The sequence below is a fragment of the Streptomyces sp. NPDC051555 genome (assembly GCF_044454405.1).
Classification (GTDB): domain Bacteria; phylum Actinomycetota; class Actinomycetes; order Streptomycetales; family Streptomycetaceae; genus Streptomyces.
On record NZ_JBITDP010000021.1, the window covers coordinates 67,357 to 90,676 of the forward strand.

Here is a 23,320-nt window from a genome sequence, read left to right on the forward strand (position 1 = left end):
AACCCCACCCCCACCCCCCCGCGCCCCGCCGCCCGCCGCCACCCGGCACCCAACCCCCCCCCCGGGCCCCCCCCCCCCCCCCCGGGGCCCCCCCCCCCGTGGGGGGGGGGGCGCCCCTCCGCGCGTGCGGGTGCCGGTCCCCGGCTACTGGCGGGGCAGCGGCTTGCCCGTGGTCCCGTCGACCACCTTCCGGGCGCCCAGCGGCTGCTCCAGCGTCACCGACACGGACATGTCCTTGGCGAGCATGATGCAGGCCCCACCCGGGTTCGTCGGGGTGTCCGTGATCTTCACCGTCACCGCATCGGCGCTCTCCCGGGCCTCGGCGGCGTAGGTACTGCACGCCCCGCCCCAGAAGTTCACGGTCAGCTTCCGGTCGGCCGCGGAGTACGAGAACCCCGGCACCGTACGTCCGGTCCGCGGCGCGGGGGCCGCGTCCCGCGCCGCGGGCTGGGCCACCGTGCGACCCGCACCGCCCCCGGTGCCCGCCACCTCGAAGAGCCAGGCGGGCACCAGCCCGCGGGCGCCGTCCACGGTCCCCCCGACCAGGCCCAGCACCGCCGTGCGGACCGTCTCCGTCCGCGGCGGCTTCATCGGGCGCGGCTCCGGGTTGCACGGCGGCGTCTCGCCCGGCGCGATCGGGGCCTCCGGCTCCAGCGGCACGGACGTGGCGCACCCGCTCGGCCCGGTCCCGGGACCGGGGGTCGACGCGGCGTTCAGCCGGTCCAGGGCCTCCTGCGCGCCGACGACCTGCTGCTCGCTCGACCGCACCGGTGCCTTCAGCTCGCCGCCGGCGGCCACCACCTGGCCGTCCGCGCCCACGTTCACCGTGCTCTGCCAGCCCTGCGTCGGCAGCCCACCGACCACCGGGTCCGCGGTCACCACCCGCACCGAGCCCTTGAGCTGCCGGGCGTCCAGCTTCGCGCCCTGCTGGCCCACCGCCGCGAGCAGCGGAGCCGCCGCGGCCTTCGCCGCCTCCTCGCTCACCGGCGTGCCCGCGCCCGTACCCGCGCCCGCGTCCGAACCGGACACCGCGGCGGGGCCGGGGCCCTGGCCGCCGCTGGGGGCCTGCGCGCCGCCGCCGGGCAGGGTGGCGGGCCCGCAGGTGTCCTTGCCGCGCCGGCAGTCGTCCGAGCCGCCCGCCAGGTGGCGGGTGAACGTCCAGGTCCCGGGCGCCTTGAGGTTCACCTGGAGGCGCGGGCCGGACGGGTCCCCGACCACCCCCGCCTGCCAGAGCTCGCCCACCAGCTGCGGGGTGGCGGTGATGCCCAGCGCGCTCGCGAGCCGGGCCACCTCGGCCTCGGTGACCTCGCCGCCCGCGGCGAAGGCCGGCGCGGTGGCCGGGCCCTGAGGGAGGGGGCCTTCGGCCCGGTAGGTCACTCCGGACCCGTTGGGGTTCGGTTCGCCCGGCGCGATGCCGGGGGCCGAGGGGCCGACGGAGTCGGGGGCGCCGGGGGAGGCCGCCCTGGCGGCGTCGCCCGCGGACAGCGACGCCGTGGCCGCGCCCGTGCCGCCGTGGGCCGTGGTGGCCCAGTACGCCGTACCGCCGCCGGCCAGCAGGACGGCGGCCGCGACCGAGGCGACGGCCCAGCGGGGGCGCCGCCCGGGGGCGCCGCCGGGGCGCGCCGCGACGTCGGCCGGTTCGGTCGGTTCGGCCGAGCCGACCGCTTCGGCCGGTTCGGTGTTGTCAGTCGGACCGGAATGCTCGGTGGTCACCGGATCGCTCCTTCGCCTGCCTCGCCGTGCGTGATGCGAGTGGGACGGAACAGGAGCGAAACCGGTTCCCCGGACCCGCGGAGGGGATCAGTACCCGTACTGCGCGGTGGAGGCGATGAGCTGCGCGGAGGCCGGCGGCACGCGGACCCCGTGGATCTGCGAGGGCGCCACCGGGGCCGGCCGGGGGACCGCCGGGACCGACCAGTGGGGCGCCATCCGGGCGCAGTCGCCCAGCAGCCGGGCGAAGCCTGGCCGGCGCGAGACTTCCGTGGTCCGCCCGGGAGCGGTGTACTGCGGGTACCCGAAGCCATCGGTATAGGTCATGGGGGCACCGTAAGCAGCGGTCCGGGTGCGAAGAAAGACCTACTACGGGGTAGTTTCAGCCGGTCGGCCTCGCGGCGTCTACCGGGTAGGTTTGATTGTCAGCCCGCCGCCCTCCGCAGGAGCATCCACGCCGTGCGTATCGCAGTCACAGGCTCCATCGCCACCGACCACCTCATGACCTTCCCCGGCCGCTTCGCCGACCAGCTGGTCGCGGACCAGCTGCACACGGTCTCCCTCTCCTTCCTCGTCGACAACCTCGACGTGCGACGGGGCGGTGTCGGCCCGAACATCTGCTTCGGTATGGGGCAGCTCGGAAGCCGCCCGGTCCTCGTCGGCGCCGCCGGCTACGACTTCGACGAGTACCGTGCCTGGCTCGACCGCCACGGCGTGGACACCGAGTCCGTCCGGATCTCCGAAGTGCTGCACACCGCGCGCTTCGTGTGCACCACGGACGCCGACCACAACCAGATCGGCTCCTTCTACACCGGCGCCATGAGCGAGGCCCGGCTGATCGAGCTGAAGGCCGTCGCCGACCGCGTGGGCGGCCTGGACCTCGTCCTGATCGGCGCCGACGACCCCGAGGCGATGCTGCGCCACACCGAGGAGTGCCGGACGCGCGAGATCCCCTTCGCCGCCGACTTCTCGCAGCAGATCGCGCGGATGGACGGCGAGAACATCCGGACGCTGATGGAGGGGGCGACGTTCCTCTTCTCCAACGAGTACGAGAAGGGCCTCATCGAGTCGAAGTCCGGCTGGACCGACGCGGAGATCCTCACCAAGGTCGGCACCCGCGTCACCACGCTGGGCTCGAACGGCGTCAAGATCGAGCGGGTCGGCCACGACCCGATCGTCGTCGGCTGCCCCGAGGAGACCGCGAAGGTCGACCCCACCGGTGTCGGCGACGCCTTCCGCGCCGGTTTCCTGACGGGCCTGGGCTGGGGCGTCGGGCTGGAGCGCGCGGCGCAGGTCGGCTGCATGCTGGCGACCCTCGTCATCGAGACCCTCGGCACCCAGGAGTACACCCTGGCCCGCGCCCACTTCATGGAGCGCTTCGCCAAGGCCTACGGCCCGGAGGCCGCGGCCGAGGTCCAGGCGCACCTGGCGTAGCGCCCGCGCGCCGACCTGACGGGCGGCCGCACGCGGCCACCCGTCACACCAGGCGCCGCACCGTGTGAGCGACCCCCACCCCACCCGGGGCGGGGGTCGCTCCCACGTACTCCTGGCCCCGCATCCCGCACCACGCCGGAATGTCCAGCCGCGCGACCTCGTCGTCCGACAGGACCGTGACCGTCCCGCCGACCGCCACCCCCCCGATCGCGTTACCCAGCTCGATCACCGGCTGCGGGCACCGCAGCCCGAGCGCGTCGATGACCAGCGAGTCGGCCGCCCCCGCCGGCTGCGCGGAAGGCTCCGCGGAAGGCTGCGCGGAAGGCCGTGCGGAGGACTGCGCGGACGGCGCCACGCCCAGCCGCGTCCGCACCCCGGCCACCACCCCCGGCAGCACCTCCAGGAAGCCGTTCACCTCCTGCGCCGTCGTGCCCACCGGCAGCGAGATCCGGACGTTCCCCTCCGAGAGCACCCCCATCGCCTTGAGCACGTGGCTCGGGGTCAGCGTCGAGCTCGTGCACGAGGACCCGGACGACACCGAGTACCCGGCCCGGTCCAGCTCGTGCAGCAGGATCTCCCCGTCGACGTAGAGACAGGAGAAGGTGACCAGGTGCGGCAGCCGCCGCAGCGGATCGCCGACCACCTCGACGTCCGGGACCAACCGCGCCACCCGCCGCCGGATCCGGTCCACCAGGACCCCGAGCCGCTCCGACTCGGCCCGCGCCTCGGCCCGTACGGCCCTCAGCGAGGCCGCGGCCGCCACGACGGCCGGGATGTTCTCGAAGCCGGGGGAGCGGCCCGACTCCCTTTCTCCGCCCGGGCCTTGGGGCGCGAAGCGGACCCCCTTGCGGACGGCCAGCAGGCCGACCCCGGGCGGGCCGCCCCACTTGTGCGCGCTCGCGGTCAGCAGCGACCAGCCCTCGGGCGCCGGGCCCCAGGGCAACGACTGTGCCGCGTCCACGAGCAGCGGGACCCCGGCCGCCCGGCAGCGCTCGGCCACCTCCGGCACCGGCTGGACCGTCCCCACCTCGTGGTTGGCGGACTGCAGGGCGGCCAGCGCGGTGTCGGGGCGCAGCGAGCGTTCGAACACCTGCGGATCCACCGCTCCGGTGCGATCGACCGGGACTTCGGAGAAGGAGCCCCCGCGTGACTCGACTGCCGCCGCCGAATGGAGGACAGAACTGTGTTCGACCGCGGACACCACGAGGTGCGCGCCGACGCGCCGACGGCCCGCCAGGGCGCCTTCGACGCCCGCGTGAACGGCGTGCGTCCCCGAAGGAGTGAAGACGAGTTCGTCCGGACGGCACCCGACGGCCTCGGCCGCCGCCTCCCGCGCCGCGTCCAGCAGCAGCCGGGCCCGCCTGCCCTCCCGGTAGAGCCGGGCCGGGTCGGCCCAGCCCTCGTCCAGCGCGGCCTGCAGGGCCTGCCGGGCGACCGGGTGCAGCGGAGCGGCGGAGGCGACATCGAAGTACGGCATCCGCCCACGCTATCCGGCGGCCCCGCGCGGTCGGACGTCCGCCGAGGTCAGGGGCCGTCAGATGCCGTCCGGACACCGCCATTCAGGTGTACGGAGGGCTTCCCCCGTACGGCGGATCCACCCCTTCGGGCGCAGTAGCGGCGCGTTGGGCACCCTCCCCGCGCGACCCCAAATAGCGTCCAGTAGGGTTTGGTCCGCATAAACATCCAAACCCCTGCCTGCGTCAGGGCCGGCGACCGACCCGAACACGGCCGCGGCCGACCGCGCGGGCCGAGACTCTCGGGAAGGCGCTACGTGAGTCCCTACGGCTCCGACCGCTCGCCGCGGCGCCCGATGCGGCGGAAGCTGCTGCAGGCGCTGACTGCGGGCGTGGTCCTGGCGACCGCCACTGGTTGCTCGTATTCATATAAGAACTTCCCCAACCTCGGTATGCCGGACCCGGTCACCAAAGAGGCGCCGATCATCCTCTCCCTGTGGCAGGGGTCGTGGGCGGCAGCGCTGATCACAGGCGTCCTGGTCTGGGGCCTGATCATGTGGAGCGTCATCTTCCACCGGCGTAGCCGGACGAAGATCGAGGTTCCGCCGCAGACCCGGTACAACATGCCGATCGAGGCCCTGTACACGGTGGTCCCGCTCATCATCGTCTCGGTGTTGTTCTACTTCACCGCGCGTGACGAGTCGAAGCTGCTCTCCCTCTCCGCCAAGCCGACGCACACGATCAACGTGATCGGCTACCAGTGGAGCTGGGGCTTCAACTACATCGAGAACGTCGACGGCGACGCGGCGACCCCGAAGGCGGGCACGGTTCCCAAGGAACTGGCCTCCATTCCGGACCGCTTCACCAAGGACTTCCCCGCGGGCGCCGAAGGCGTCTACACCAAGGGTGTCCCCGGAGACGTGAACCCGGACAAGGCTGCGGAGGGCGTCAAGTGGCCCGGTCCGACGCTTTGGCTGCCCAAGGGTGAGAAGGTTCGCTTCATCCTGTCGTCCAACGACGTCATCCACTCCTTCTGGGTGGTCCCCTTCCTGTTCAAGCAGGACGTCATCCCGGGGCACACCAACGTCTTCGAGGTCACCCCGACCGAAGAGGGCGTCTTCATGGGCAAGTGCGCCGAGCTGTGTGGCGTCGACCACTCCCGGATGCTCTTCAACGTCAAGGTCGTCTCCCCCGAGGAGTACCGCAAGCACCTCAAGGACCTGGCGGAGAAGGGGCAGACCGGTTACCTCCCGGCCGGCATCAAGCAGACCGACCCGGCCCGCAACGCTGAGGTGAACAAACTGTGAGCATCCTCAACCAGCCTCAGGGTGCCGCCGCCGACTCGTATGAGAACGAGCTTCCGGTACGGCGCAAGCAGCCGGGCAACGTCGTCGTGAAGTGGTTGACCACCACCGACCACAAGACGATCGGCACGATGTACCTGGTCACGTCGTTCGTGTTCTTCATCATCGGCGGGATCATGGCGCTCTTCATGCGCGCCGAGCTGGCCCGTCCGGGCACGCAGATCATGTCGAACGAACAGTTCAACCAGGCCTTCACCATGCATGGCACGATCATGCTGCTGATGTTCGCCACCCCGCTGTTCGCCGGCTTCGCGAACTGGATCATGCCGCTGCAGATCGGCGCGCCCGACGTGGCGTTCCCGCGGCTGAACATGTTCGCGTACTGGCTGTACCTCTTCGGTTCGACCATCGCGGTGGCCGGCTTCGTCACCCCCTCGGGTGCCGCCGACTTCGGTTGGTTCGCCTACTCCCCGCTGTCGGACGCCGTCCGCTCGCCGGGCATCGGCGCCGACATGTGGATCATGGGTCTGGCCTTCTCCGGCTTCGGCACGATCCTCGGTTCGGTCAACTTCATCACCACGATCATCTGCATGCGCGCTCCCGGCATGACGATGTTCCGCATGCCGATCTTCGTCTGGAACGTCCTGCTGACCGGTGTGCTGGTCCTGCTCGCGTTCCCGGTCCTCGCCGCCGCGCTCTTCGCGCTGGAGGCCGACCGGAAGTTCGGTGCGCACGTCTTCGACGCCGCCAACGGCGGCGCCCTGCTGTGGCAACACCTCTTCTGGTTCTTCGGACACCCAGAGGTGTACATCATCGCCTTGCCCTTCTTCGGCATCATTTCCGAAGTGATCCCGGTCTTCTCGCGCAAGCCGATGTTCGGTTACATCGGCCTGATCGCCGCGACGATCGCGATCGCCGGCCTCTCCGTGACCGTGTGGGCCCACCACATGTACGTCACCGGTGGTGTGCTGCTGCCGTTCTTCTCCTTCATGACCTTCCTGATCGCGGTACCGACCGGTGTGAAGTTCTTCAACTGGATCGGCACCATGTGGAAGGGCTCGCTGTCCTTCGAGACCCCGATGCTCTGGGCCGTCGGCTTCCTGATCACCTTCACCTTCGGTGGTCTGACCGGCGTCATCCTGGCCTCGCCCCCGATGGACTTCCACGTCTCCGACTCGTACTTCGTCGTCGCGCACTTCCACTACGTCATCTTCGGCACCGTGGTCTTCGCGATGTTCTCCGGCTTCCACTTCTGGTGGCCGAAGTTCACGGGCAAGATGCTGGACGAGCGCCTGGGCAAGATCACCTTCTGGACGCTGTTCGTGGGCTTCCACGGCACGTTCCTGGTGCAGCACTGGCTGGGTGCCGAGGGCATGCCGCGTCGTTACGCGGACTACCTCGCCGCCGACGGTTTCACCGCGCTGAACACGATCTCGACGATCAGCTCGTTCCTGCTCGGCCTGTCGATGCTCCCCTTCATGTACAACGTCTGGAAGACGGCGAAGTACGGCAAGAAGGTCGAGGTCGACGACCCGTGGGGCTACGGTCGCTCGCTCGAGTGGGCGACGTCCTGCCCGCCGCCGCGGCACAACTTCCTCACCCTGCCGCGGATCCGTTCCGAATCCCCGGCGTTCGACCTGCACCACCCGGAGATCGCGGCCCTGGACCACCTGGCGGACCACGGCACGGCTCCCTCGGCGGTCACCGGCGGCAAGGAGTCCGGCAAGTGAAGATCCAGGGCAGGATGTTCCTCTGGCTCTCCCTGTTCATTCTGATCATGGCCGTCGTGTACGGCGTGTGGTCGAAGGAACCGGTCGGGACCACCGCTCTCTTCCTGGCCTTCGGCCTGAGCGTCATGATCGGCTACTACCTGGCCTTCACGGCCCGGCGCGTGGACGAGATGGCCCAGGACAACCTGGAGGCCGATGTCGCGGACGAGGCCGGCGAGCTGGGATTCTTCTCCCCGCACAGCTGGCAGCCGCTCTCCCTGGCCATCGGTGGCGCCTTCGCCTTCATGGGCGTCATCTTCGGCTGGTGGCTGATGTACTTCTCGGCGCCGCTGATCCTGATCGGTCTGTGGGGCTGGGTGTACGAGTACTACCGGGGCGAGAACGCCAACCAGTAGTCGGACCCGCCGCGTGACCCACTTGGGGCCCGGACACCTCGTCAAGAGGAGTCCGGGCCCCTCGTTTGCAGGCACCCCGCGCGCCGTAATAGTCATATCTTCATAGCGTGGACTCATGAACCACTCACCGCGTCTTTGGACGGTAGTCGGCTGCTCCCTGCTGGTCGCGTCCCTCGGGGCCGGCGCCACCGCATGCGGGTCCGGCGACAACAACCCGCTGTCTGCCCGCCCCTACGACGCGGACGACGAGGTCGCCTTCAACCAATCGTCGGGCGGCCGGCCGGTCGACCCCGACCGCCCCCTCGAAGTCACCGCCAAGAAGGGCGACGGCCGGATCACCGACGTGAGCGCCGTCGACACCCACGGCCGTCACCTCGCGGGCGAGCTCTCCGCCAAGGGCGACCGCTGGCACAGCACCGCGCCGATGGCCGCGGGCGTCCGTTACACCGTCACCGTCGGCACGGAGGACGAGCGCGGCGCCCAGGGGCAGCGCACGCTGAACTTCGAGACCACCCCGGCCAAGAAGGTCGTCCACATCGAATTCGGCCCGGAGGCGGGCAAATACGGCGTCGGCCAACCCCTGACGGCCGAGCTCACCGAACCGGTCAAGGACAAGGCCGCCCGCGCCGTCATCGAGCGCGGCCTGGTCGTGGAGTCCCCGGGCAACGTCCAGGGCGCCTGGCACTGGGTGGACGACAAGAAGCTGCACTTCCGCCCCAAGGACTACTGGCCCGCCAACACCGAGGTCTCCGTACGGAGCAACCTGGAGGGCATCAAGATCGCGGACGGGCTCTACGGCGCCGCCGCGGGCTCGCTCAAGCTGGAGATCGGCGACCGGGTCGAGGTCACCACGGACGCCTCCTCGCACTACCTGACCTTCAAGCGCAACGGAGAAGTGATCAACACCATTCCGGTCACCACCGGAAAGCCCGGCTTCTCCACCCGCAACGGCGTCAAGGTCGTACTGGGCAAGCAGTACTTCGTCCAGATGCGCGGCGACACCGTCGGCATCGGCGGCAGCGAGTACTACAACCTCCCGGTGTACTACGCCACCCGGGTGACCTGGAGCGGTGAATACGTGCACGCCGCGCCGTGGTCCGTCGGCTCCCAGGGCTACGAGAACGTCAGCCACGGCTGCACCGGCATGAGCACCGGCAACGCCGCCTGGTTCTACGAGAACATCAGCGAGGGCGACATCGTCCGGGTGATCAACAGCATCGGCGACGACATGGATCCCTTCGGCAACGGCTACGGCGACTGGAACCTCGACTGGAAGGAGTGGCGCGAAGGCAGCGCCCTCCTCAAGGGCACGCAGGACGGCCGCAGTCCCGTCGACGCGGCCCGGCTGCGCCCGCAGGTCTGAGGCACCGTCGGATCCCGCGGCACCGCCCCTGACCCCGACCGGCGCCACGAGCGACACAGCGGCCCCTGGAAGCCCGTAGGACGGCTTCCAGGGGCCGCTGTGCGATCTCCCGGCCGGTTGGGCCCGTTTCGGGCGCTCAGGCGTTCAGGGACAGGCGCGTGCGCAGCACGTCCGCCAGGGCCTCGGGGAAGTCCACCGGGTCGACCGGCAACGTCACCGCGCGGTCGGCGCGGCTCCAGGTGGCCAGCCAGGCGTCCTGCGGGCGCCCGATCAGCAGCAGCACCGGGGGGCACCGGAAGATCTCGTCCTTGATCTGGCGGCACACGCCCATGCCCCCGGCCGGTACGGCCTCGCCGTCCAACACGCAGGCGTCGATGCCGCCCGCGTCCAGCTCCTTGAGGACGGCGTCCATGGTGGCGCACTCAAGGAACTCCACCGGCGGCAGGTCCGCTGCGGGCCTGCGCCCGGACGCCAGCCGCACCTGCTCCCGGGTGTTGGCGTCATCGCTGTAGAGCAGAACCCGCGCAGTCGCCCGCATTTCGTTCCTCCACGTGTCACATGAATCACGTTGATGATGTCGCGGATGCTACTCCGTCCGACACCCTGTCAACATCGGTTCGCAGGGGCCTCCGATGGGCCGTTCGGGCCTTGCACACGCCCCGGACACTCCGAACGGCACCCCCCGGGGTGAGGGCGGGATAAGCGACCGACATAATGTCGGTCGTGGCGACAGCAACGACAGTAGATACCGGGCACGCGCACCCGACGGTCAACAGGCCGAACCTCGTCAGCGTCGGAACGATCATCTGGTTGAGTTCCGAGCTGATGTTCTTCGCGGCCCTCTTCGCGATGTACTTCACCCTGCGATCGGTGATGGGCGCCGAGCATTGGGCAGAACAGGCCGAGGCCTTGAATCTGCCCTTCTCGGCGACGAACACCACGGTCCTGGTGCTTTCCTCGCTCACCTGCCAGCTCGGCGTATTCGCCGCCGAGCGCGGTGACGTGAAGAAGCTCAGGACGTGGTTCATCATCACGTTCGTGATGGGTGCGTTCTTCATTGGCGGGCAGGTGTTCGAGTACACCGAGCTGGTCAAGAAGGACGGCCTGAGTCTCTCGTCAGACCCGTACGGCTCGGTGTTCTACCTGACCACCGGCTTCCACGGGCTGCACGTGACGGGCGGCCTCATCGCCTTCCTCCTGGTCCTCGGCCGGACGTACGCGGCCAAGAGGTTCACCCACGAACAGGCCACGTCGGCCATCGTCGTGTCCTACTACTGGCACTTCGTCGATGTCGTCTGGATCGGCCTCTTCGCCACGATCTACCTGATCAAGTAGCGAACACGTCGCCGGGCCCGGCCCGGCACTCCATCCAGACACACCGACGCAGAAGATCCTGACACCGGGGTAATCCGTGAAAAAGCTCTCCGCACGACGACGCCATCCGCTGGCGGCGGTCGTCGTTCTACTCTTCGCACTGGCGGTCACCGGGGGGCTGTACGCCGCCTTCGCGCCCGCGGGCAACGCGCAGGCAGACGAAACCTCCCAGTCCCTCGCCATCGAGGAGGGCAAGAAGCTCTACGCCGTGGGCTGCGCAAGCTGCCACGGAACCGGCGGTCAGGGTTCCTCTGACGGCCCGAGCCTGGTGGGCGTCGGCTCCGCCGCCGTCGACTTCCAGGTGAGCACGGGCCGTATGCCCGCCCAGCAGCCCGGCGCCCAGGTGCCGAAGAAGCCCGTCGTCTACTCGCAGGCGCAGACCGACCAGCTGGCCGCGTACATCGCGTCCCTCGGTGCCGGTCCGATCACGCCTGCCGAGAAGCAGTACGACCCGGCGGGCGCCGACATCGCCGCAGGTGGCGAACTGTTCCGCAACAACTGCGCGCAGTGCCACAACTTCACCGGTGAGGGCGGCGCGCTGACGCACGGCAAGTACGCCCCGAACCTCGAGGGCGTCGAGCCGAAGCACATCTACGAGGCCATGCTCACCGGCCCGCAGAACATGCCCTCCTTCCCGGACAGCACCATGCCGGAGAAGCAGAAGAAGGACATCATCGCGTACCTCCAGAACGTGAACGGCGAGAAGTCGACCAGCCCCGGTGGGCTCAAGCTCGGTGGCCTCGGCCCCGTTTCCGAGGGTCTCTTCGGCTGGATCTTCGGACTGGGTGCGCTGATCGCTGTCGCCGTCTGGGTCGCGGCCCACACCGCTAAGGCCAAGAAGTCATGAGTAGCCAAGACATTCCCGAAGAGAAGCACCTGCCGAGCGAGCAGGGCGACGCGCACCACGGTGGCGTAGCGCTGGCGGACGACCCGTTCGCCGACCCGGGCCTGCCGGCCCACAAGCCCCGTATCCAGGACATCGACGAGCGGGCGGCCAAGCGCTCCGAGCGCACGGTCGCGATGCTGTTCACGCTGTCGATGCTGGCCACGGTCGGCTTCATCGCCTCGTACGTGACCCTGCCGGTCGACAAGACCGTGTACATCTTCCCCATCGGGAAGGTGAGCGCGCTCAACTTCGCCCTCGGCATGACCCTCGGCACGGCGCTCTTCTGCATCGGCGCGGGAGCGGTCCACTGGGCCCGCACCCTGATGTCCGACGTCGAGGTCGCCGCCGAGCGTCACGAGATCGCCGCCCCGGCGGAGGTCAAGGCGCAGGTCCTGCAGGACTTCGCCGACGGCGCCAAGGAGTCGGCCATCGGCCGGCGCCCCCTGATCCGCAACACGATGCTGGGCGCGCTGGCCATGCTGCCGCTCTCCGCCGTCGTGATCCTGCGCGACCTGGGTCCGCTGCCCGAGGACAAGCTCCGCAAGACGCTGTGGGCCAAGGGCAAGCTGCTCATCAACGACAACACCAACGAGCCGCTGCGTCCCGAGGACGTCATCGTCGGCTCGCTGACCTTCGCCCGGCCCGAGGGCCTGGAGGAGGACCAGCACGACTTCCAGACGCAGATCGCCAAGGCTGCCCTGATGATCGTCCGCATCAAGCCGGAGGACATCAAGGACAAGCAGGAGCTGGAGTGGTCCCACGAGGGCATCGTGGCCTACTCGAAGATCTGCACCCACGTCGGCTGCCCGATCAGCCTGTACGAGCAGCAGACCCACCACGTGCTCTGCCCGTGCCACCAGTCCACCTTCGACCTCTCCGACGGCGCCCGTGTCATCTTCGGCCCGGCCGGCCACGCGCTTCCGCAGCTGCGGATCGGCGTGAATGCCGAAGGCTTCCTCGAAGCGCACGGCGACTTCGAAGAGCCCGTCGGTCCTGCATTCTGGGAGCGCGGATGAGCACTGCCACTGAAACGACGGAGCGCAAAGCGCCTGCCGGTGAGCGCGTAGCCGACTGGGCGGACGGTCGCCTGGGCATCTACAGCCTCGCCAAGGCGAACATGCGCAAGATCTTCCCGGACCACTGGTCCTTCATGCTCGGTGAGATCTGCCTCTACAGCTTCATCATCATCATCCTCACGGGTGTGTACCTGACGCTGTTCTTCCACCCGAGCATGAACGAGGTCGTGTACCACGGCTCGTACGTGCCGATGCAGGGCGTCCAGATGTCCGAGGCCTTCGCCTCGACCCTGGACATCAGCTTCGACGTGCGCGGCGGTCTGCTGATCCGCCAGATCCACCACTGGGCGGCGCTGATCTTCGTCGCCGCGATGGTCGTGCACATGATGCGCGTGTTCTTCACCGGTGCGTTCCGCAAGCCGCGTGAGGTCAACTGGGTCTTCGGCTTCCTGCTGCTGTTCCTCGGCATGTTCACCGGTTTCACCGGTTACTCGCTGCCGGACGACCTGCTCTCGGGCACCGGTGTCCGCTTCATGCAGGGCGCCATCCTGTCCGTCCCGGTCGTCGGCACGTACCTGTCGATGTTCCTGTTCGGTGGGGAGTTCCCGGGCGGCGACTTCGTCGCGCGCTTCTACTCGGTGCACATCCTGCTGCTGCCGGGCATCATGATGGGCCTGCTGGTGGCCCACCTGATCCTGGTCTTCTACCACAAGCACACCCAGTTCGCGGGCCCCGGCAAGACGAACAACAACGTCGTCGGCATGCCGCTGCTGCCGGTCTACATGGCCAAGGCCGGAGGCTTCTTCTTCCTGGTCTTCGGTGTCATCGCGGCCATCGCGGCGATCGCCTCGATCAACCCGATCTGGGCGCTCGGCCCGTACCGCCCGGACCACGTGTCCACCGGTGCGCAGCCCGACTGGTACATGGGCATGCCGGAAGGCCTCATCCGCGCGATGCCGGGCTGGGAGATCAACCTCTGGGGCCACACGCTGGTCCTGGGCGTCTTCATCCCGCTGCTGCTCTTCCCGCTGGTGCTGTGCTCGATCGCGGTCTACCCGTTCATCGAGTCCTGGGTCACCGGGGACAAGCGCGAGCACCACATCCTGGACCGCCCGCGCAACGTCCCGACCCGCACGGCCTTCGGTGTCGCCTGGATCGCGGAGTACATCGTGCTCCTCATCGGCGGCGGCAACGACATGTTCGCCCAGTACTTCCACCTGTCGATCAACTCGATCACCTGGTTCGTCCGGATCGGCTTCTTCGCCGTCCCGGTCCTCGCCTTCATCGCCACCAAGCGGATCTGCCTCGGCCTCCAGCGCCGGGACCGGGACAAGGTGCTGCACGGTCGCGAGACCGGCATCATCAAGCGCCTGCCGCACGGTGAGTTCGTCGAGGTCCACGAGCCGCTCTCGCAGGGGAAGCTGCACACGCTCACCTCGTACGAGCAGTACAAGCCGGTCGAGATCGGCCCGACGGTCGACGAGAACGGTGTCGAGCGCAAGGTGAAGGGTCTGGAGAAGCTCCGGGCGAAGCTGAGCAAGGGCTTCTACGGCGAGAACAACCAGATCCCGAAGCCCACGGCTGAGGAGTACAAGGAGATCCAGAGCGGCCACGGCCACCACTGACTCCGCATGACGGACTGATTCCGGTCAGTCTTCGCGTCGCCACGGCAAGAGCCCCGTCCAGTCACTGGACGGGGCTCTTTGCCGTCCGCTCCGGCTGGATAGGCTGGGGCCTCACCCATCGACTGTGGACCCATCAGGAGCGGACCATGAACGTTGTGACCCCGGCAGGCGGCGACAGCGTGGCGGCCCGTACCTGGCCGGGCGTACTGGACGCCCTGCTGGACGGCCGCGACCTCGGCGCGGACGACACGGCGTGGGCGATGGACCGGATCATGAGCGGCGAGGCCACCGACGCCCAGATCGCGGGCTTCGTGGTCGCCCTGCGGGCCAAGGGCGAGACCGTCGCGGAGATCAGTGGCCTCGTGCGGACCATGTACGAACACGCCAACCTGATCGAGGTCCCCGGCCGCACGGTCGACATCGTCGGCACCGGTGGCGACGGCGCCAAGACGGTCAACATCTCGACGATGTCCGCGATCGTGGTCGCCGGTACGGGCGCCAAGGTGGTCAAGCACGGCAACCGCGCCGCGTCCTCCTCCAGCGGTGCCTCGGACGTCCTGGAGAAGTTGGGCGTCAACCTCGAACTGACCCCCGCGCGGGTGGCCGAGGTGGCCGAGGAGGCGGGCATCACCTTCTGCTTCGCCGTCAAGTTCCACCCGGCGCTGCGCCACGCGGCCTCCGCCCGCAAGGAACTGGGCATCCGCACCACCTTCAACGCGCTGGGCCCGCTGACCAACCCCGCGCGGGTACGGGCCCAGGCGACCGGTGTCGCCGACGCCCGGCTGGCCCCCATCGTCGCGGGCGTGCTCGCCGAGCGCGGCTCCTCGGCGCTGGTCTTCCGCGGCGACGACGGCTTCGACGAACTGACCACGACGGCGACCTCCCGGGTGTGGTGGGTGCGCGACGGCGCGGTCACCGAGCAGGGCTTCGACCCGCGCGACATCGGCATCCCGCTGGTGGACGTCTCCGCGCTGCGGGGCGCGGACCCGGCGTACAACGCGGACGTGGCCCGCCGGCTGCTGGCGGGGGAGACCGGCCCGGTGCGCGACGCCGTCCTGCTGAACTCCGCGGCCGCCCTGGTGGCCCTGGACCCGGGCAGTGGCACGCTGGAGGAGCAGCTGGCGGCGGGCGTGACCCGCGCGGCGCAGTCGATCGACTCGGGCGCCGCCCAGGCCGTGCTGGAGCGGTGGGTGAAGGCGAGCAACGCCTGACGGCCGCGCGCCCGCCCGTACGACTCCCGTCGAGCGGCGATTTTGCGACAAGCCCCGGTCCCGACATGCGGACCGGGGCTTGTGCGTGGCGGATCTTGTGGCAGGATGCTGACCAGGTCACGAGTGACAGCGTTTAGGCCCCGGCTTGCTGTCCGGCAACCCTCCTTCCGTGGCGGGGTGCCCCGGGTGATGACCAGGCCGTAGGCAGCGAGGCTTACGGCAAGCGCGGATCCCTCGACACCAGGGGTCCTGGTCTCTCGAGGAGCTTTTTCCGTGAGCAAGCGAATGCGATAGGGCGACTCGCCCCTTCTTCACCCCCGGAAACAGGGTCCTGTCCGCGTACCCCCAGGTACCGCCGGCGCCACCCCTTCCTCCCGGGGCCTTTCCGTACCCCGCCGCACCCGGCCGCGTACGGCCCCTTGAAGCCATTCACCCCTGCCTGCCGGGAGATTCCGCCATGTCCGCTTCCCTGAACGCCGCCGCTGCCACCGCGACCGCGACCGCCGACGCCACCTGCGGGACCGCCTGCGACGCCGCTTGTGTCGAGCCGCTCCAGGTGCTCGGCCGGGACGTCACCGTGCCGCTCGTCACCGGCGGCGAAGTCACCTACGCGGCCCTGGACTACGCGGCCAGCGCGCCGGCCCTGCAGCGGGTCTGGGACGACGTGGCCGCCTACGCCCCGTACTACGGCAGCGTGCACCGTGGGGCCGGGTACCTCTCGCAGCTCTCCACCGACCTCTTCGAGCAGAGCCGGGCCACGGTCGCCGAGTTCCTCGACTGCCGCCCCACCGACCAGGTCGTCTTCACCCGGTCCACCACCGACTCGCTGAACCTCCTCGGCCGGGTGCTCCCGGCCGACTGCCAGGTCTTCGTCTTCGAGACCGAGCACCACGCCTCGCTGCTGCCCTGGCGCGACGCGCAGGTCACCTACCTCAACGCCCCGCGCACCCCGGGCCAGGCCGTCGCCACGCTGGAGCGCGCGCTGGCCGACCGGGAGCCCTACGGTCCGGCGCTGGTCTGCGTGACCGGGGCGTCCAACGTCACCGGTGAGCTGTGGCCCGTCAAGGAGCTCGCCGCCGCGGCGCACGCCCACGGCGCGCGGATCGTCCTGGACGCCGCCCAGCTCGCCCCGCACCACCCCGTGTCCGTCCAGGAGCTGGACGTCGACTGGGTCGCCTTCTCCGGGCACAAGCTGTACGCGCCCTTCGGCTCGGGCGTGCTCGCCGGGCGGGCCGACTGGCTCCAGGAGGCCGAGCCGTACCTCGCGGGCGGCGGTGCCTCGCGCAAGGTGGCGCGGCGCCTCAGCGGGGAGGGTGCCGGCGGCGTGGACGTCGAGTGGCACACCACCGCGGCCCGCCACGAGGCCGGTTCGCCGAACGTCATCGGCGTCTACTCCATCGCCTCCGCCTGCCGTGCGCTGACCGAGGCCGGCTTCGACAGCCTGGTGGCCCGCGAGCAGCACCTGATCGCGAAGGTCCGCGAGGGGCTGGCCGAGGTCCCGGCGGTGCGGATCCTGTCGCTCTTCGGCGACGACGCCCCGCGGGTCGGCGTCATCTCCTTCGTGGTGGACGGGTGGAACAGCTCGCACTTCGCCGCCGCGCTGTCCGCCGAGTACGGCATCGGCGTCCGTGACGGGCTCTTCTGCGCCCACCCGCTGGTGCGGACGCTGCTGGGCAGTGCGCCGCAGGAGCCGGGCGAGTGCGGGGCGCCGGAGGCGGAGCCGGGTGAGCGCTCGCTGAACGCGATCCGGGTCAGCTTCGGTGCGGGTACGCCCGACGAGCACGTGGAGCGGTTCGTGGGGGCCGTCCGGGAGCTGGTGGCCCAGGGTGCGCAGTGGACGTACCGGACGGAAGAGGGCCGCTGCGTCCCGGCCGTCTGACGGTCCGCCTCAAACGCCGGCGGGGCTGGGGTGTACCCCTTGCCCGGGGTCGGGGTGGGCGGGGTGCGGCCGGGCCGGGGACCCGCACGAGTGTCTCCTCGGCTCGCGGCAGCGGCCCCGTCGGACAGTGCGCCCGGCGGTGACCGCTCGTCCTTGCGGGGACACTCCTGCGTGCCCCCGTCCCAGCCGCACCCCGCGCGGGTGGTCCCGCGTCAGGGTGGTGGCGTCGCGACGGGGTGGGGTGTCCCCGCAAGGACGAGCGGTCACCACCGGATGCACGCTCCGACGAGGCCGCGGCCGCGAGCCGAGGAGACACCCCACCCCGTCGCGGCACCGCCACCCTGACCCACCCCGACCCCGGCCAGGGGTGCACATCCTCAGCCCCGCCGGCGATCGAGGCGGACCGACCGGGCCGAGGCGACGCCCCGGGCCAGGGGCAAGGGCAGCGGCTCGCCGCCAGGCGTTACGCGTCGAGGCCGATCGCGAACGCCGCTTCCAGGTCGTGCTGGGAGTAGGTGCGGAACGCCACGTGGGTGTCCGTCGCCTCCACGCCCGGGATCTTGCTGATGCGGCCCGGGATGATGTCCGCCAGGTTCTCGTGGCGCGGCACCCGGACGAGGGCGATCAGGTCGTAGGTCCCCGTGACGGAGTAGACCTCGCTGACGTTGTCCAGCGCCGCGATCGACTCGGCGATCTCGGGGATGCGGTCCACGCTGGTCTTGATGAGCACGATCGCGGTGATCACGGTTGGCTGTCTCCCTCGGTGGCCGTCGCTGGTCGCCTCACTCTAGTCGTACGCCGATATCGCACCCACGCGTAGAGGAACCCGAGCGAGAAGCCCACCACGTGGGCCAGGTAGGCCACCCCGGGCCCGCTCCCCGCGCGCTGCGCCGCCAGCCACTGGAGGCCGAACCAGAACATCAGCACGATCCAGGCGGGGAAGCGCAGCGGGACGAAGAAGAGGAACGGGAAGAGGCTGGTGACCCGGGCCTTGGGGAAGAGGCACAGGAAGGCCCCCAGGACGGCCGAGATGGCCCCGGAGGCGCCGACCAGGGTCTGGTCGGAGGAGGTGTTGGCCGCCGCGTACGCGGCCAGGGCGAGGTAGCCGGTGGTCGTGTAGAAGACGAGGAAGTGCAGGCGCCCCATGCGTTCCTCGGTCATCGCGCCGAAGACGTACAGGAAGAGGCAGTTGCCCAGCAGGTGCAGCCAGCCGCCGTGGACGAAGAGCGCGGTCAGCGGGGTGAGGGCCGCGCGCAGGGTGCCGGTGAAGAGTTCGTCCGGTACGACGCCCCAGCGGCGGAAGTACGCCGTCCCGGTCGCCACCAGGTCCTCGCCCGTGCCGTAGACCGGGTTCATCCCCGAGGCGGGGGAGAGGACGAAGACGACGGCGCAGGCCGCGATCAGCGCGTACGTCACCACCGGGCCGCGGGCGGCCTCGCGGACGGCCGGCCACCTTGCGCTCATGGGACAGAGCATGGCGTAAGAGGAGGGATCGGGACGGCTCGCCCCGCCGCGTCTCGCATGGAGGACTGTGCCCCACGCGAGGGGGACGTCAGGCCGTAGGGTTACGAGCCACGGTCCCGCCGAGAGGCGCGGACCGCTTTAATTGAAAGAGCGACGAAGGAGTGAGCGGCCTGATGACGGTTCCCCTGCCGACGGAGACGACCCGGTGGCGCTGCACGCTGTGCGGCAACCTCACGCGGTTCGACGTGACCCGTTCGTCGAAGGTCGTGGAGTACGTCCACCTGGACCTCGCCGGGGAGCCCAAGGTCGAGGAGCGCGAGGTGGTCAATGAGACCATCGAGTCGGTCCGCTGCCGCTGGTGCAACGCGGTGGACCAGATCGAACTCGTGGACCGGCCGGGTACGGACTCCTGAGGGAGCCGGTGCCCGCGGTCGAGAAGTAACGGTAGGGGTGACGGATTGTGGAGCCAGCAAGCGGCGCTGAGCCGGCCGACGCGGCCGGCGACGCCGCGGAGGTGCTCGACCGCCCGCTGCCCGAAGGCGTGCGGCGCCGGGTGGTCGCGCTGGTCTCGGACGCCTTCGGCGGGTTGACGGTCGCCGACCTTCCGGGCCAGTTGCGCCAGTACGCCCGGTTCACCCCCACGCGGCGGGCGAAGTTCGCGGGCAACGCGATGGCGGCGGCCGTGGAGACGGACGCCGTCTTCCGCGGCCGGGTCGCCGAGAAGCTGCGCGAGGCCCAGCCGGAGCTGTCGGCCGCGCTGGAGTCCGGCGCGCCGCCCGCGGCCGCCGACCCGCTGGACGTGGCGGCCGCCGCGTACGTCCTGCGGCCCGCGGGCTGGGTCAAGCTCGTGGCCGCGGCCGGCGAGGAGGCGCAGCGCGCCGACGCCGAGCGCGTCGGCGAGGAGACCCAGCGCGAGCTGGAGCGGCTGCGCGAGGAGCTGGCGCAGTTGCGCGAGCAGCAGCGCACCGGCGGCGAGCAGGTGCGCACCGAGCTGGAGGCCGCCCGCAAGGAAGCGGAATCGCTTCAGCGCAAGCTGCGCAGCGCCCTCAACGACGTCAAGCGCGGTGAGGCGGCCCTGCGCAAGGTGATCGCCGAGATCGACGGGATCCGCAGCGAGACCGGCGCCCGGGTGGTGGCGGCCGAGAGCGAGTCCCGGCGGCTCAAGTCCCGGCTGGCGGAGGTGGAGTCGGCGCTGGAGACCTCGCGCCGGGCCACCCGCGAGGGACGCAGCATCGAGGACATGCGGTTGCGGCTGCTGCTCGACACGGTGCTCGACGCGGCCCAGGGGCTGCGCCGGGAGCTGGCGCTGCCGCCGGTCTCGACGCGTCCGGCGGACACGGTGGAGGCGGTGGAGCCGGGCCGGATGACCCCGAAGGACATCGCGGCGCGGGCGCTGTCGGAGACGGATCCGGCGCTGCTGGACCAGCTGCTGGCGCTGCCCCAGGCCCATCTGGTGGTGGACGGCTACAACGTCACCAAGACCGGCTATCCGACGATGCCGTTGGAGAAGCAGCGGCTGCGGCTGCTGGGCGGGCTGTCGATGTTGGCCGCCCAGAGCGGCGCCGAGATGACGTGTGTCTTCGACGGGGCCGAGCTGGCCGCGCCGGTGCTGCTGGCGCCGCCGCGCGGGGTCCGGGTGCTGTTCTCCAAGGCGGGCGTCACGGCGGACGAGTTGATCCGCCAGCTGGTGCGCGCGGAGCCGCCGGGGCGGCCGGTGGTCGTGGTCTCCACCGACCGGGAGGTGGCCGACGGCGTGGCCAAGGCGGGGGCGCGGCCGGTGACGTCCGCCTTGTTGCTGAAGCGGCTTTCGCGCGTTTCGTAACTCCTGGCCGTGATTGGTTGATTGGGTAAGTTGTCGGGATTTTCGGAACGTACCGTCAAGTGACCGCTACGGGGCGTGCGATGTAGGTAAAGAAGCTGGTCGGTGACCGATTTTTTTCTCGTCAGGATTTGAACTGATCACGGGGGGGTCACTAGGGTCGGCCCAAACCTTCGTGCGATGGATCACTCATTCGGGGTGCCGGGCGGAGGGGCTGCCGAGTGTGCGTACTGCGGTGGCTCTAGGAAGAAGGAGCTCGCCCCCGTGGCGTCCCACCGTCGACCCAAGCAGCCGAGCCGCCTCCGCGTGACCGTCCTGACGGCCACCGCCGCCGCGGCCGTCGTCCTCTCCGCCAACGGCGCCTCCGCCGCCCCGCAGCCGAGCAAGGACGAAGCCAAGGCCAAGGTCGACGCGCTCTACGAGGAGGCCGAACAGGCCACCGAGAAGGCCAACGGGGCCAAGGAGCGCCAGGACAAGCTGGAGAAGGAGATCGGCCAGATCCAGGACCAGGTGGCGAAGGGGCAGGACGAGCTCAACACCCTGCGCACCGCACTCGGTTCGATGGCGAGCGCCCAGTACCGCACCGGCGGCATAGACAACTCGCTGGCGCTGTTCCTCTCCGCGAACCCGGACGACTACCTCGACAAGGCGTCCACGCTGGAGCAGTTGAGCGGCCAGCAGGTCGAAGCCGTCCAGAAGATCCAGGCCAAGCAGCGCAGCCTGGCGCAGAAGCGGCAGGAGGCCTCGGGCAAGCTCACCGACCTCGACGCCACCCGCAAGGAACTGAACGAGAAGAAGAAGGCCTCCCAGGACAAGCTCGCCGAGGCGCAGGCGGTCCTCAACTCCCTCTCCGCGGAGCAGCGCTCGCAGCTCGGCACCGACGAGAAGCGCGCCAGCGGCGGCGCCGCCGACAAGGCGAACGCCGGCGGCGGGGCGAAGGGCTCGGGCCGGGCCGGAGCCGCCCTCGAATACGCCAAGCAGCAGCTCGGCGACGCCTACCACATGGGCGACACGGGCCCCGACTCGTGGGACTGCTCGGGGCTGACCCAGTGGGCCTACGGCCAGGCCGGTGTGGACATCCCGCGCGTCACCTACGACCAGGCGAACGCGGGCCGCCGCCTGAGCCTGAGCGAACTCCAGCCGGGCGACCTGATCCTCTTCTACGACGACCTGCACCACGTCGGCCTGTACGCGGGCAACGGCATGACCCTGCACGCCTCCAACCCGCGCGGCGGCGTGAAGTACGAGGCCGTCGCCAACATGCCCTTCCAGTTCGGCGTCCGGGTCTCCGGCTGAACCCCGCGGCGCGCCCCGAACACCGCCCATCCGGGCGAATTACCGGGGCGCGCGCCGCCCCCTCGCCCCGCCGGTGACCTGCGTCTGTCGACGGGGCGTCACTGTGCGTGCCCACCGGCGGTCGTTGGTCGGGGCGTGGTCGCGCCGCTACTGTCTGCCAGCGCGGAACCCGGCACACGGCCGTCCACGGGGGGCGGACCCGGGCCCCGCGCTAGCGGAAGGGCGGCTCCACGTGGCATCCCATCGCCGGCCCGCGCCCACGGGCCACGACCGGAACACCAGGGTCACGGTCCTGACCGCCGCCGCGGCCACCGCCGCGGTCGCGATGACCGGCGTACCGGCCAGCGCGGCCCCCGCCGACCCGCCCGGCGGGAGCCGGGCCCAGGTGGACCGGCTGTTCGAGGAGGCCGAGCAGGCCACCGAGCGGTTCAACGCGGCGGGGGAGCGCAGCGCGAAGCTGCGCGCCGAGGTCCTGCGCGCCCAGGACGCCGTGGCGCGCGGCCAGGACCGGATCAACACCATGCGCGGGGTGCTCGGCAGCTTCGCCGGGGCCCAGTACAAGTCCGGCGGCCTCGACCCGGCCGTCGAGCTGATGCTCTCCGAGGACCCCGACGAGTACCTCGACAAGGCCAGCGCCCTCGACCGGCTGACCGGCCGCCAGACCCGCCAGCTCGACGAACTGCGCGAGGAGCAGCGCAAGCTGGACCAGGAGCGGCGCGTCGCCTCGGGCAAGCTCGCCGAACTCGACGAGCTGCGGGCCGACACGGCGCGCCAGAAGCGCTCCGTGACCGCCAAGCTCGCCGCCGCCCGGCGGCTGCTCAACGCGATGCCGACCGAGGAGCGGGCCTCCTTCGAGCGCTCTTCGCGTTCCGGCGGGCGCGCCGACGAACTGCCCGAACTCCCCGGCTCCGGCGCCGCCTCCTCGGGGCGCGCCGCGACCGCCGTGATGGCGGCCCGGGCCGCGATCGGGCGCCCGTACGTCTGGGGAGCCACCGGGCCCTCCGGCTTCGACTGCTCCGGGCTGATGGTGTGGTCCTACCGGCAGGCGGGCGTCTCGCTGCCGCGGACCTCGCAGGAGCAGCGGCACGCGGGCCGCAGGGTCTCCCTCTCCGAGGCCCGACCGGGCGACCTGGTGACCTACCGCTCGGACGCGAGCCACGTGGGCATGTACGTCGGCAACGGCCAGGTGGTCCACGCCCCCTACCCGGGGGCCGCCGTGCGGTACGACCCCGTCGGAATGATGCCGGTGTCCTCGGTGACCCGACCCTGAGGTGACCGCGTCCCCGGGGGTGAGCGGCCCCCGGGGCGCCGTTGCCCGTGGTGCCTGCGGTGCCCGTGGTGCTTCCCGTGCTCGGGGTGC

General features: G+C 70.7%; 21 protein-coding genes and 1 riboswitch. Of the genes, 15 read left to right on the plus strand and 6 right to left on the minus strand.

Features of this window, described 5'->3' with window-relative positions; translation table 11 throughout:
• Positions 1-144: 144 nt before the first annotated feature.
• Together ACIBEA_RS32950 and ACIBEA_RS32955 are read right to left on the minus strand one after the other, a co-directional pair.
• Positions 145-1,713, minus strand: coding sequence for a hypothetical protein (locus ACIBEA_RS32950; RefSeq protein ID WP_399266864.1), 1,569 nt, complete (start codon positions 1,711-1,713; stop codon positions 145-147).
• Between the two features lie 87 nt (positions 1,714-1,800).
• Positions 1,801-2,037, minus strand: a complete 237-nt coding sequence (locus tag ACIBEA_RS32955; protein WP_399266865.1) for a hypothetical protein — start codon at positions 2,035-2,037, stop codon at positions 1,801-1,803.
• 132 nt (positions 2,038-2,169) lie between these two features.
• Between ACIBEA_RS32955 and ACIBEA_RS32960 the strand changes: the two genes are divergently transcribed.
• Complete coding sequence (locus ACIBEA_RS32960) at positions 2,170-3,144, plus strand: carbohydrate kinase family protein (RefSeq protein ID WP_399266866.1); 975 nt, start codon at positions 2,170-2,172, stop codon at positions 3,142-3,144.
• A 43-nt stretch (positions 3,145-3,187) separates the two neighbouring features.
• On the opposite strand, the gene ACIBEA_RS32965 is transcribed toward ACIBEA_RS32960, so the two are convergent.
• Positions 3,188-4,621, minus strand: coding sequence for an aminotransferase class V-fold PLP-dependent enzyme (locus ACIBEA_RS32965; RefSeq protein ID WP_399266867.1), 1,434 nt, complete (start codon positions 4,619-4,621; stop codon positions 3,188-3,190).
• Between the two features lie 294 nt (positions 4,622-4,915).
• On the opposite strand from ACIBEA_RS32965, the gene coxB reads away from it, so the two are divergent.
• The 4 genes from coxB to ACIBEA_RS32985 all read left to right on the plus strand — a co-directional run bounded on the left by coxB (position 4,916) and on the right by ACIBEA_RS32985 (position 9,390).
• The gene (coxB, locus tag ACIBEA_RS32970) at positions 4,916-5,905 is read left to right on the plus strand and encodes a cytochrome c oxidase subunit II (protein ID WP_385780881.1); all 990 of its coding nucleotides are present in this window, start codon (positions 4,916-4,918) and stop codon (positions 5,903-5,905) included.
• Positions 5,902-7,632, plus strand: coding sequence for a cytochrome c oxidase subunit I (gene ctaD, locus ACIBEA_RS32975; protein WP_399266868.1), 1,731 nt, complete (start codon positions 5,902-5,904; stop codon positions 7,630-7,632). The genes coxB and ctaD overlap by 4 nt, the downstream gene beginning before the upstream one ends.
• The gene (locus ACIBEA_RS32980) at positions 7,629-8,027 is read left to right on the plus strand and encodes a cytochrome c oxidase subunit 4 (RefSeq protein WP_330330035.1); all 399 of its coding nucleotides are present in this window, start codon (positions 7,629-7,631) and stop codon (positions 8,025-8,027) included. The genes ctaD and ACIBEA_RS32980 overlap by 4 nt, the downstream gene beginning before the upstream one ends.
• Positions 8,028-8,142: 115 nt before the next feature.
• Entirely contained in the window at positions 8,143-9,390 is a 1,248-nt protein-coding gene (locus tag ACIBEA_RS32985; RefSeq protein WP_399266869.1) for an Ig-like domain-containing protein, read from the plus strand.
• 136 nt (positions 9,391-9,526) lie between these two features.
• Here ACIBEA_RS32985 and ACIBEA_RS32990 read toward each other — a convergent pair whose 3' ends face one another.
• A complete protein-coding gene (locus tag ACIBEA_RS32990; protein WP_399266870.1) occupies positions 9,527-9,928 on the minus strand; it encodes a hypothetical protein in 402 nt (133 codons plus the stop codon).
• 176 nt (positions 9,929-10,104) lie between these two features.
• Between ACIBEA_RS32990 and ACIBEA_RS32995 the strand changes: the two genes are divergently transcribed.
• The 6 genes from ACIBEA_RS32995 to ACIBEA_RS33020 all read left to right on the plus strand — a co-directional run bounded on the left by ACIBEA_RS32995 (position 10,105) and on the right by ACIBEA_RS33020 (position 17,381).
• Positions 10,105-10,725 carry a heme-copper oxidase subunit III gene (locus ACIBEA_RS32995; RefSeq protein WP_354383694.1) on the plus strand — a complete coding sequence of 207 codons (621 nt, stop codon included), beginning with the start codon at positions 10,105-10,107 and terminating at the stop codon, positions 10,723-10,725.
• A 76-nt stretch (positions 10,726-10,801) separates the two neighbouring features.
• Positions 10,802-11,611 (plus strand): c-type cytochrome, encoded by an 810-nt coding sequence (locus tag ACIBEA_RS33000; RefSeq protein WP_399266871.1) that lies wholly within the window; start codon positions 10,802-10,804, stop codon positions 11,609-11,611.
• The gene (locus ACIBEA_RS33005) at positions 11,608-12,666 is read left to right on the plus strand and encodes a Rieske 2Fe-2S domain-containing protein (RefSeq protein WP_399266872.1); all 1,059 of its coding nucleotides are present in this window, start codon (positions 11,608-11,610) and stop codon (positions 12,664-12,666) included. Before ACIBEA_RS33000 ends, ACIBEA_RS33005 begins: the two co-directional genes overlap by 4 nt.
• On the plus strand, positions 12,663-14,291 hold the full coding sequence (locus ACIBEA_RS33010; protein ID WP_399266873.1) for a cytochrome bc complex cytochrome b subunit: 1,629 nt from the start codon (positions 12,663-12,665) through the stop codon (positions 14,289-14,291). Before ACIBEA_RS33005 ends, ACIBEA_RS33010 begins: the two co-directional genes overlap by 4 nt.
• A 146-nt stretch (positions 14,292-14,437) precedes the next feature.
• Positions 14,438-15,502, plus strand: a complete 1,065-nt coding sequence (gene trpD, locus ACIBEA_RS33015) for an anthranilate phosphoribosyltransferase (RefSeq protein WP_399266874.1) — start codon at positions 14,438-14,440, stop codon at positions 15,500-15,502.
• Between the two features lie 115 nt (positions 15,503-15,617).
• Positions 15,618-15,734: riboswitch (SAM riboswitch) on the plus strand.
• Between the two features lie 225 nt (positions 15,735-15,959).
• Positions 15,960-17,381: an aminotransferase class V-fold PLP-dependent enzyme gene (locus tag ACIBEA_RS33020; protein WP_399266875.1), complete on the plus strand. Its 1,422-nt coding sequence runs from the start codon at positions 15,960-15,962 to the stop codon at positions 17,379-17,381.
• 463 nt (positions 17,382-17,844) lie between these two features.
• Here ACIBEA_RS33020 and ACIBEA_RS33025 read toward each other — a convergent pair whose 3' ends face one another.
• Together ACIBEA_RS33025 and ACIBEA_RS33030 are read right to left on the minus strand one after the other, a co-directional pair.
• On the minus strand, positions 17,845-18,126 hold the full coding sequence (locus ACIBEA_RS33025) for an Lrp/AsnC ligand binding domain-containing protein (RefSeq protein ID WP_352215145.1): 282 nt from the start codon (positions 18,124-18,126) through the stop codon (positions 17,845-17,847).
• Complete coding sequence (locus ACIBEA_RS33030) at positions 18,123-18,845, minus strand: rhomboid family intramembrane serine protease (RefSeq protein WP_399266876.1); 723 nt, start codon at positions 18,843-18,845, stop codon at positions 18,123-18,125. Before ACIBEA_RS33030 ends, ACIBEA_RS33025 begins: the two co-directional genes overlap by 4 nt.
• Before the next feature lie 173 nt (positions 18,846-19,018).
• Here ACIBEA_RS33030 and ACIBEA_RS33035 point away from each other — a divergent pair, with 173 nt between their 5' ends.
• The 4 genes from ACIBEA_RS33035 (at position 19,019) to ACIBEA_RS33050 (ending at position 23,230) form a co-directional block, all read left to right on the plus strand.
• Positions 19,019-19,258 carry a hypothetical protein gene (locus ACIBEA_RS33035; RefSeq protein WP_351040472.1) on the plus strand — a complete coding sequence of 80 codons (240 nt, stop codon included), beginning with the start codon at positions 19,019-19,021 and terminating at the stop codon, positions 19,256-19,258.
• A gap of 44 nt (positions 19,259-19,302) precedes the next feature.
• On the plus strand, positions 19,303-20,667 hold the full coding sequence (locus ACIBEA_RS33040; protein WP_399266931.1) for an NYN domain-containing protein: 1,365 nt from the start codon (positions 19,303-19,305) through the stop codon (positions 20,665-20,667).
• 261 nt (positions 20,668-20,928) lie between these two features.
• Positions 20,929-21,960: an NlpC/P60 family protein gene (locus ACIBEA_RS33045; RefSeq protein ID WP_399266877.1), complete on the plus strand. Its 1,032-nt coding sequence runs from the start codon at positions 20,929-20,931 to the stop codon at positions 21,958-21,960.
• 232 nt (positions 21,961-22,192) lie between these two features.
• Positions 22,193-23,230, plus strand: coding sequence for an NlpC/P60 family protein (locus ACIBEA_RS33050; RefSeq protein ID WP_399266878.1), 1,038 nt, complete (start codon positions 22,193-22,195; stop codon positions 23,228-23,230).
• Positions 23,231-23,320: the final 90 nt, after the last annotated feature.

Coding starts and splice junctions, on each gene's coding strand:
- ACIBEA_RS33010 (WP_399266873.1), top strand. CDS start 12,663: ATGAGCACTGCCACTGAAACGACGGAGCGCAAAGCGCCTGCCGGTGAG.
- ACIBEA_RS33035 (WP_351040472.1), top strand. CDS start 19,019: ATGACGGTTCCCCTGCCGACGGAGACGACCCGGTGGCGCTGCACGCTG.
- ACIBEA_RS32995 (WP_354383694.1), top strand. CDS start 10,105: ATGTCGGTCGTGGCGACAGCAACGACAGTAGATACCGGGCACGCGCAC.
- ACIBEA_RS32965 (WP_399266867.1), bottom strand. CDS start 4,621: ATGCCGTACTTCGATGTCGCCTCCGCCGCTCCGCTGCACCCGGTCGCC.
- ACIBEA_RS32985 (WP_399266869.1), top strand. CDS start 8,143: ATGAACCACTCACCGCGTCTTTGGACGGTAGTCGGCTGCTCCCTGCTG.
- ACIBEA_RS33020 (WP_399266875.1), top strand. CDS start 15,960: ATGTCCGCTTCCCTGAACGCCGCCGCTGCCACCGCGACCGCGACCGCC.
- ACIBEA_RS32990 (WP_399266870.1), bottom strand. CDS start 9,928: ATGCGGGCGACTGCGCGGGTTCTGCTCTACAGCGATGACGCCAACACC.
- trpD (WP_399266874.1), top strand. CDS start 14,438: ATGAACGTTGTGACCCCGGCAGGCGGCGACAGCGTGGCGGCCCGTACC.
- ACIBEA_RS32955 (WP_399266865.1), bottom strand. CDS start 2,037: ATGACCTATACCGATGGCTTCGGGTACCCGCAGTACACCGCTCCCGGG.
- ACIBEA_RS33005 (WP_399266872.1), top strand. CDS start 11,608: ATGAGTAGCCAAGACATTCCCGAAGAGAAGCACCTGCCGAGCGAGCAG.
- ACIBEA_RS33030 (WP_399266876.1), bottom strand. CDS start 18,845: ATGAGCGCAAGGTGGCCGGCCGTCCGCGAGGCCGCCCGCGGCCCGGTG.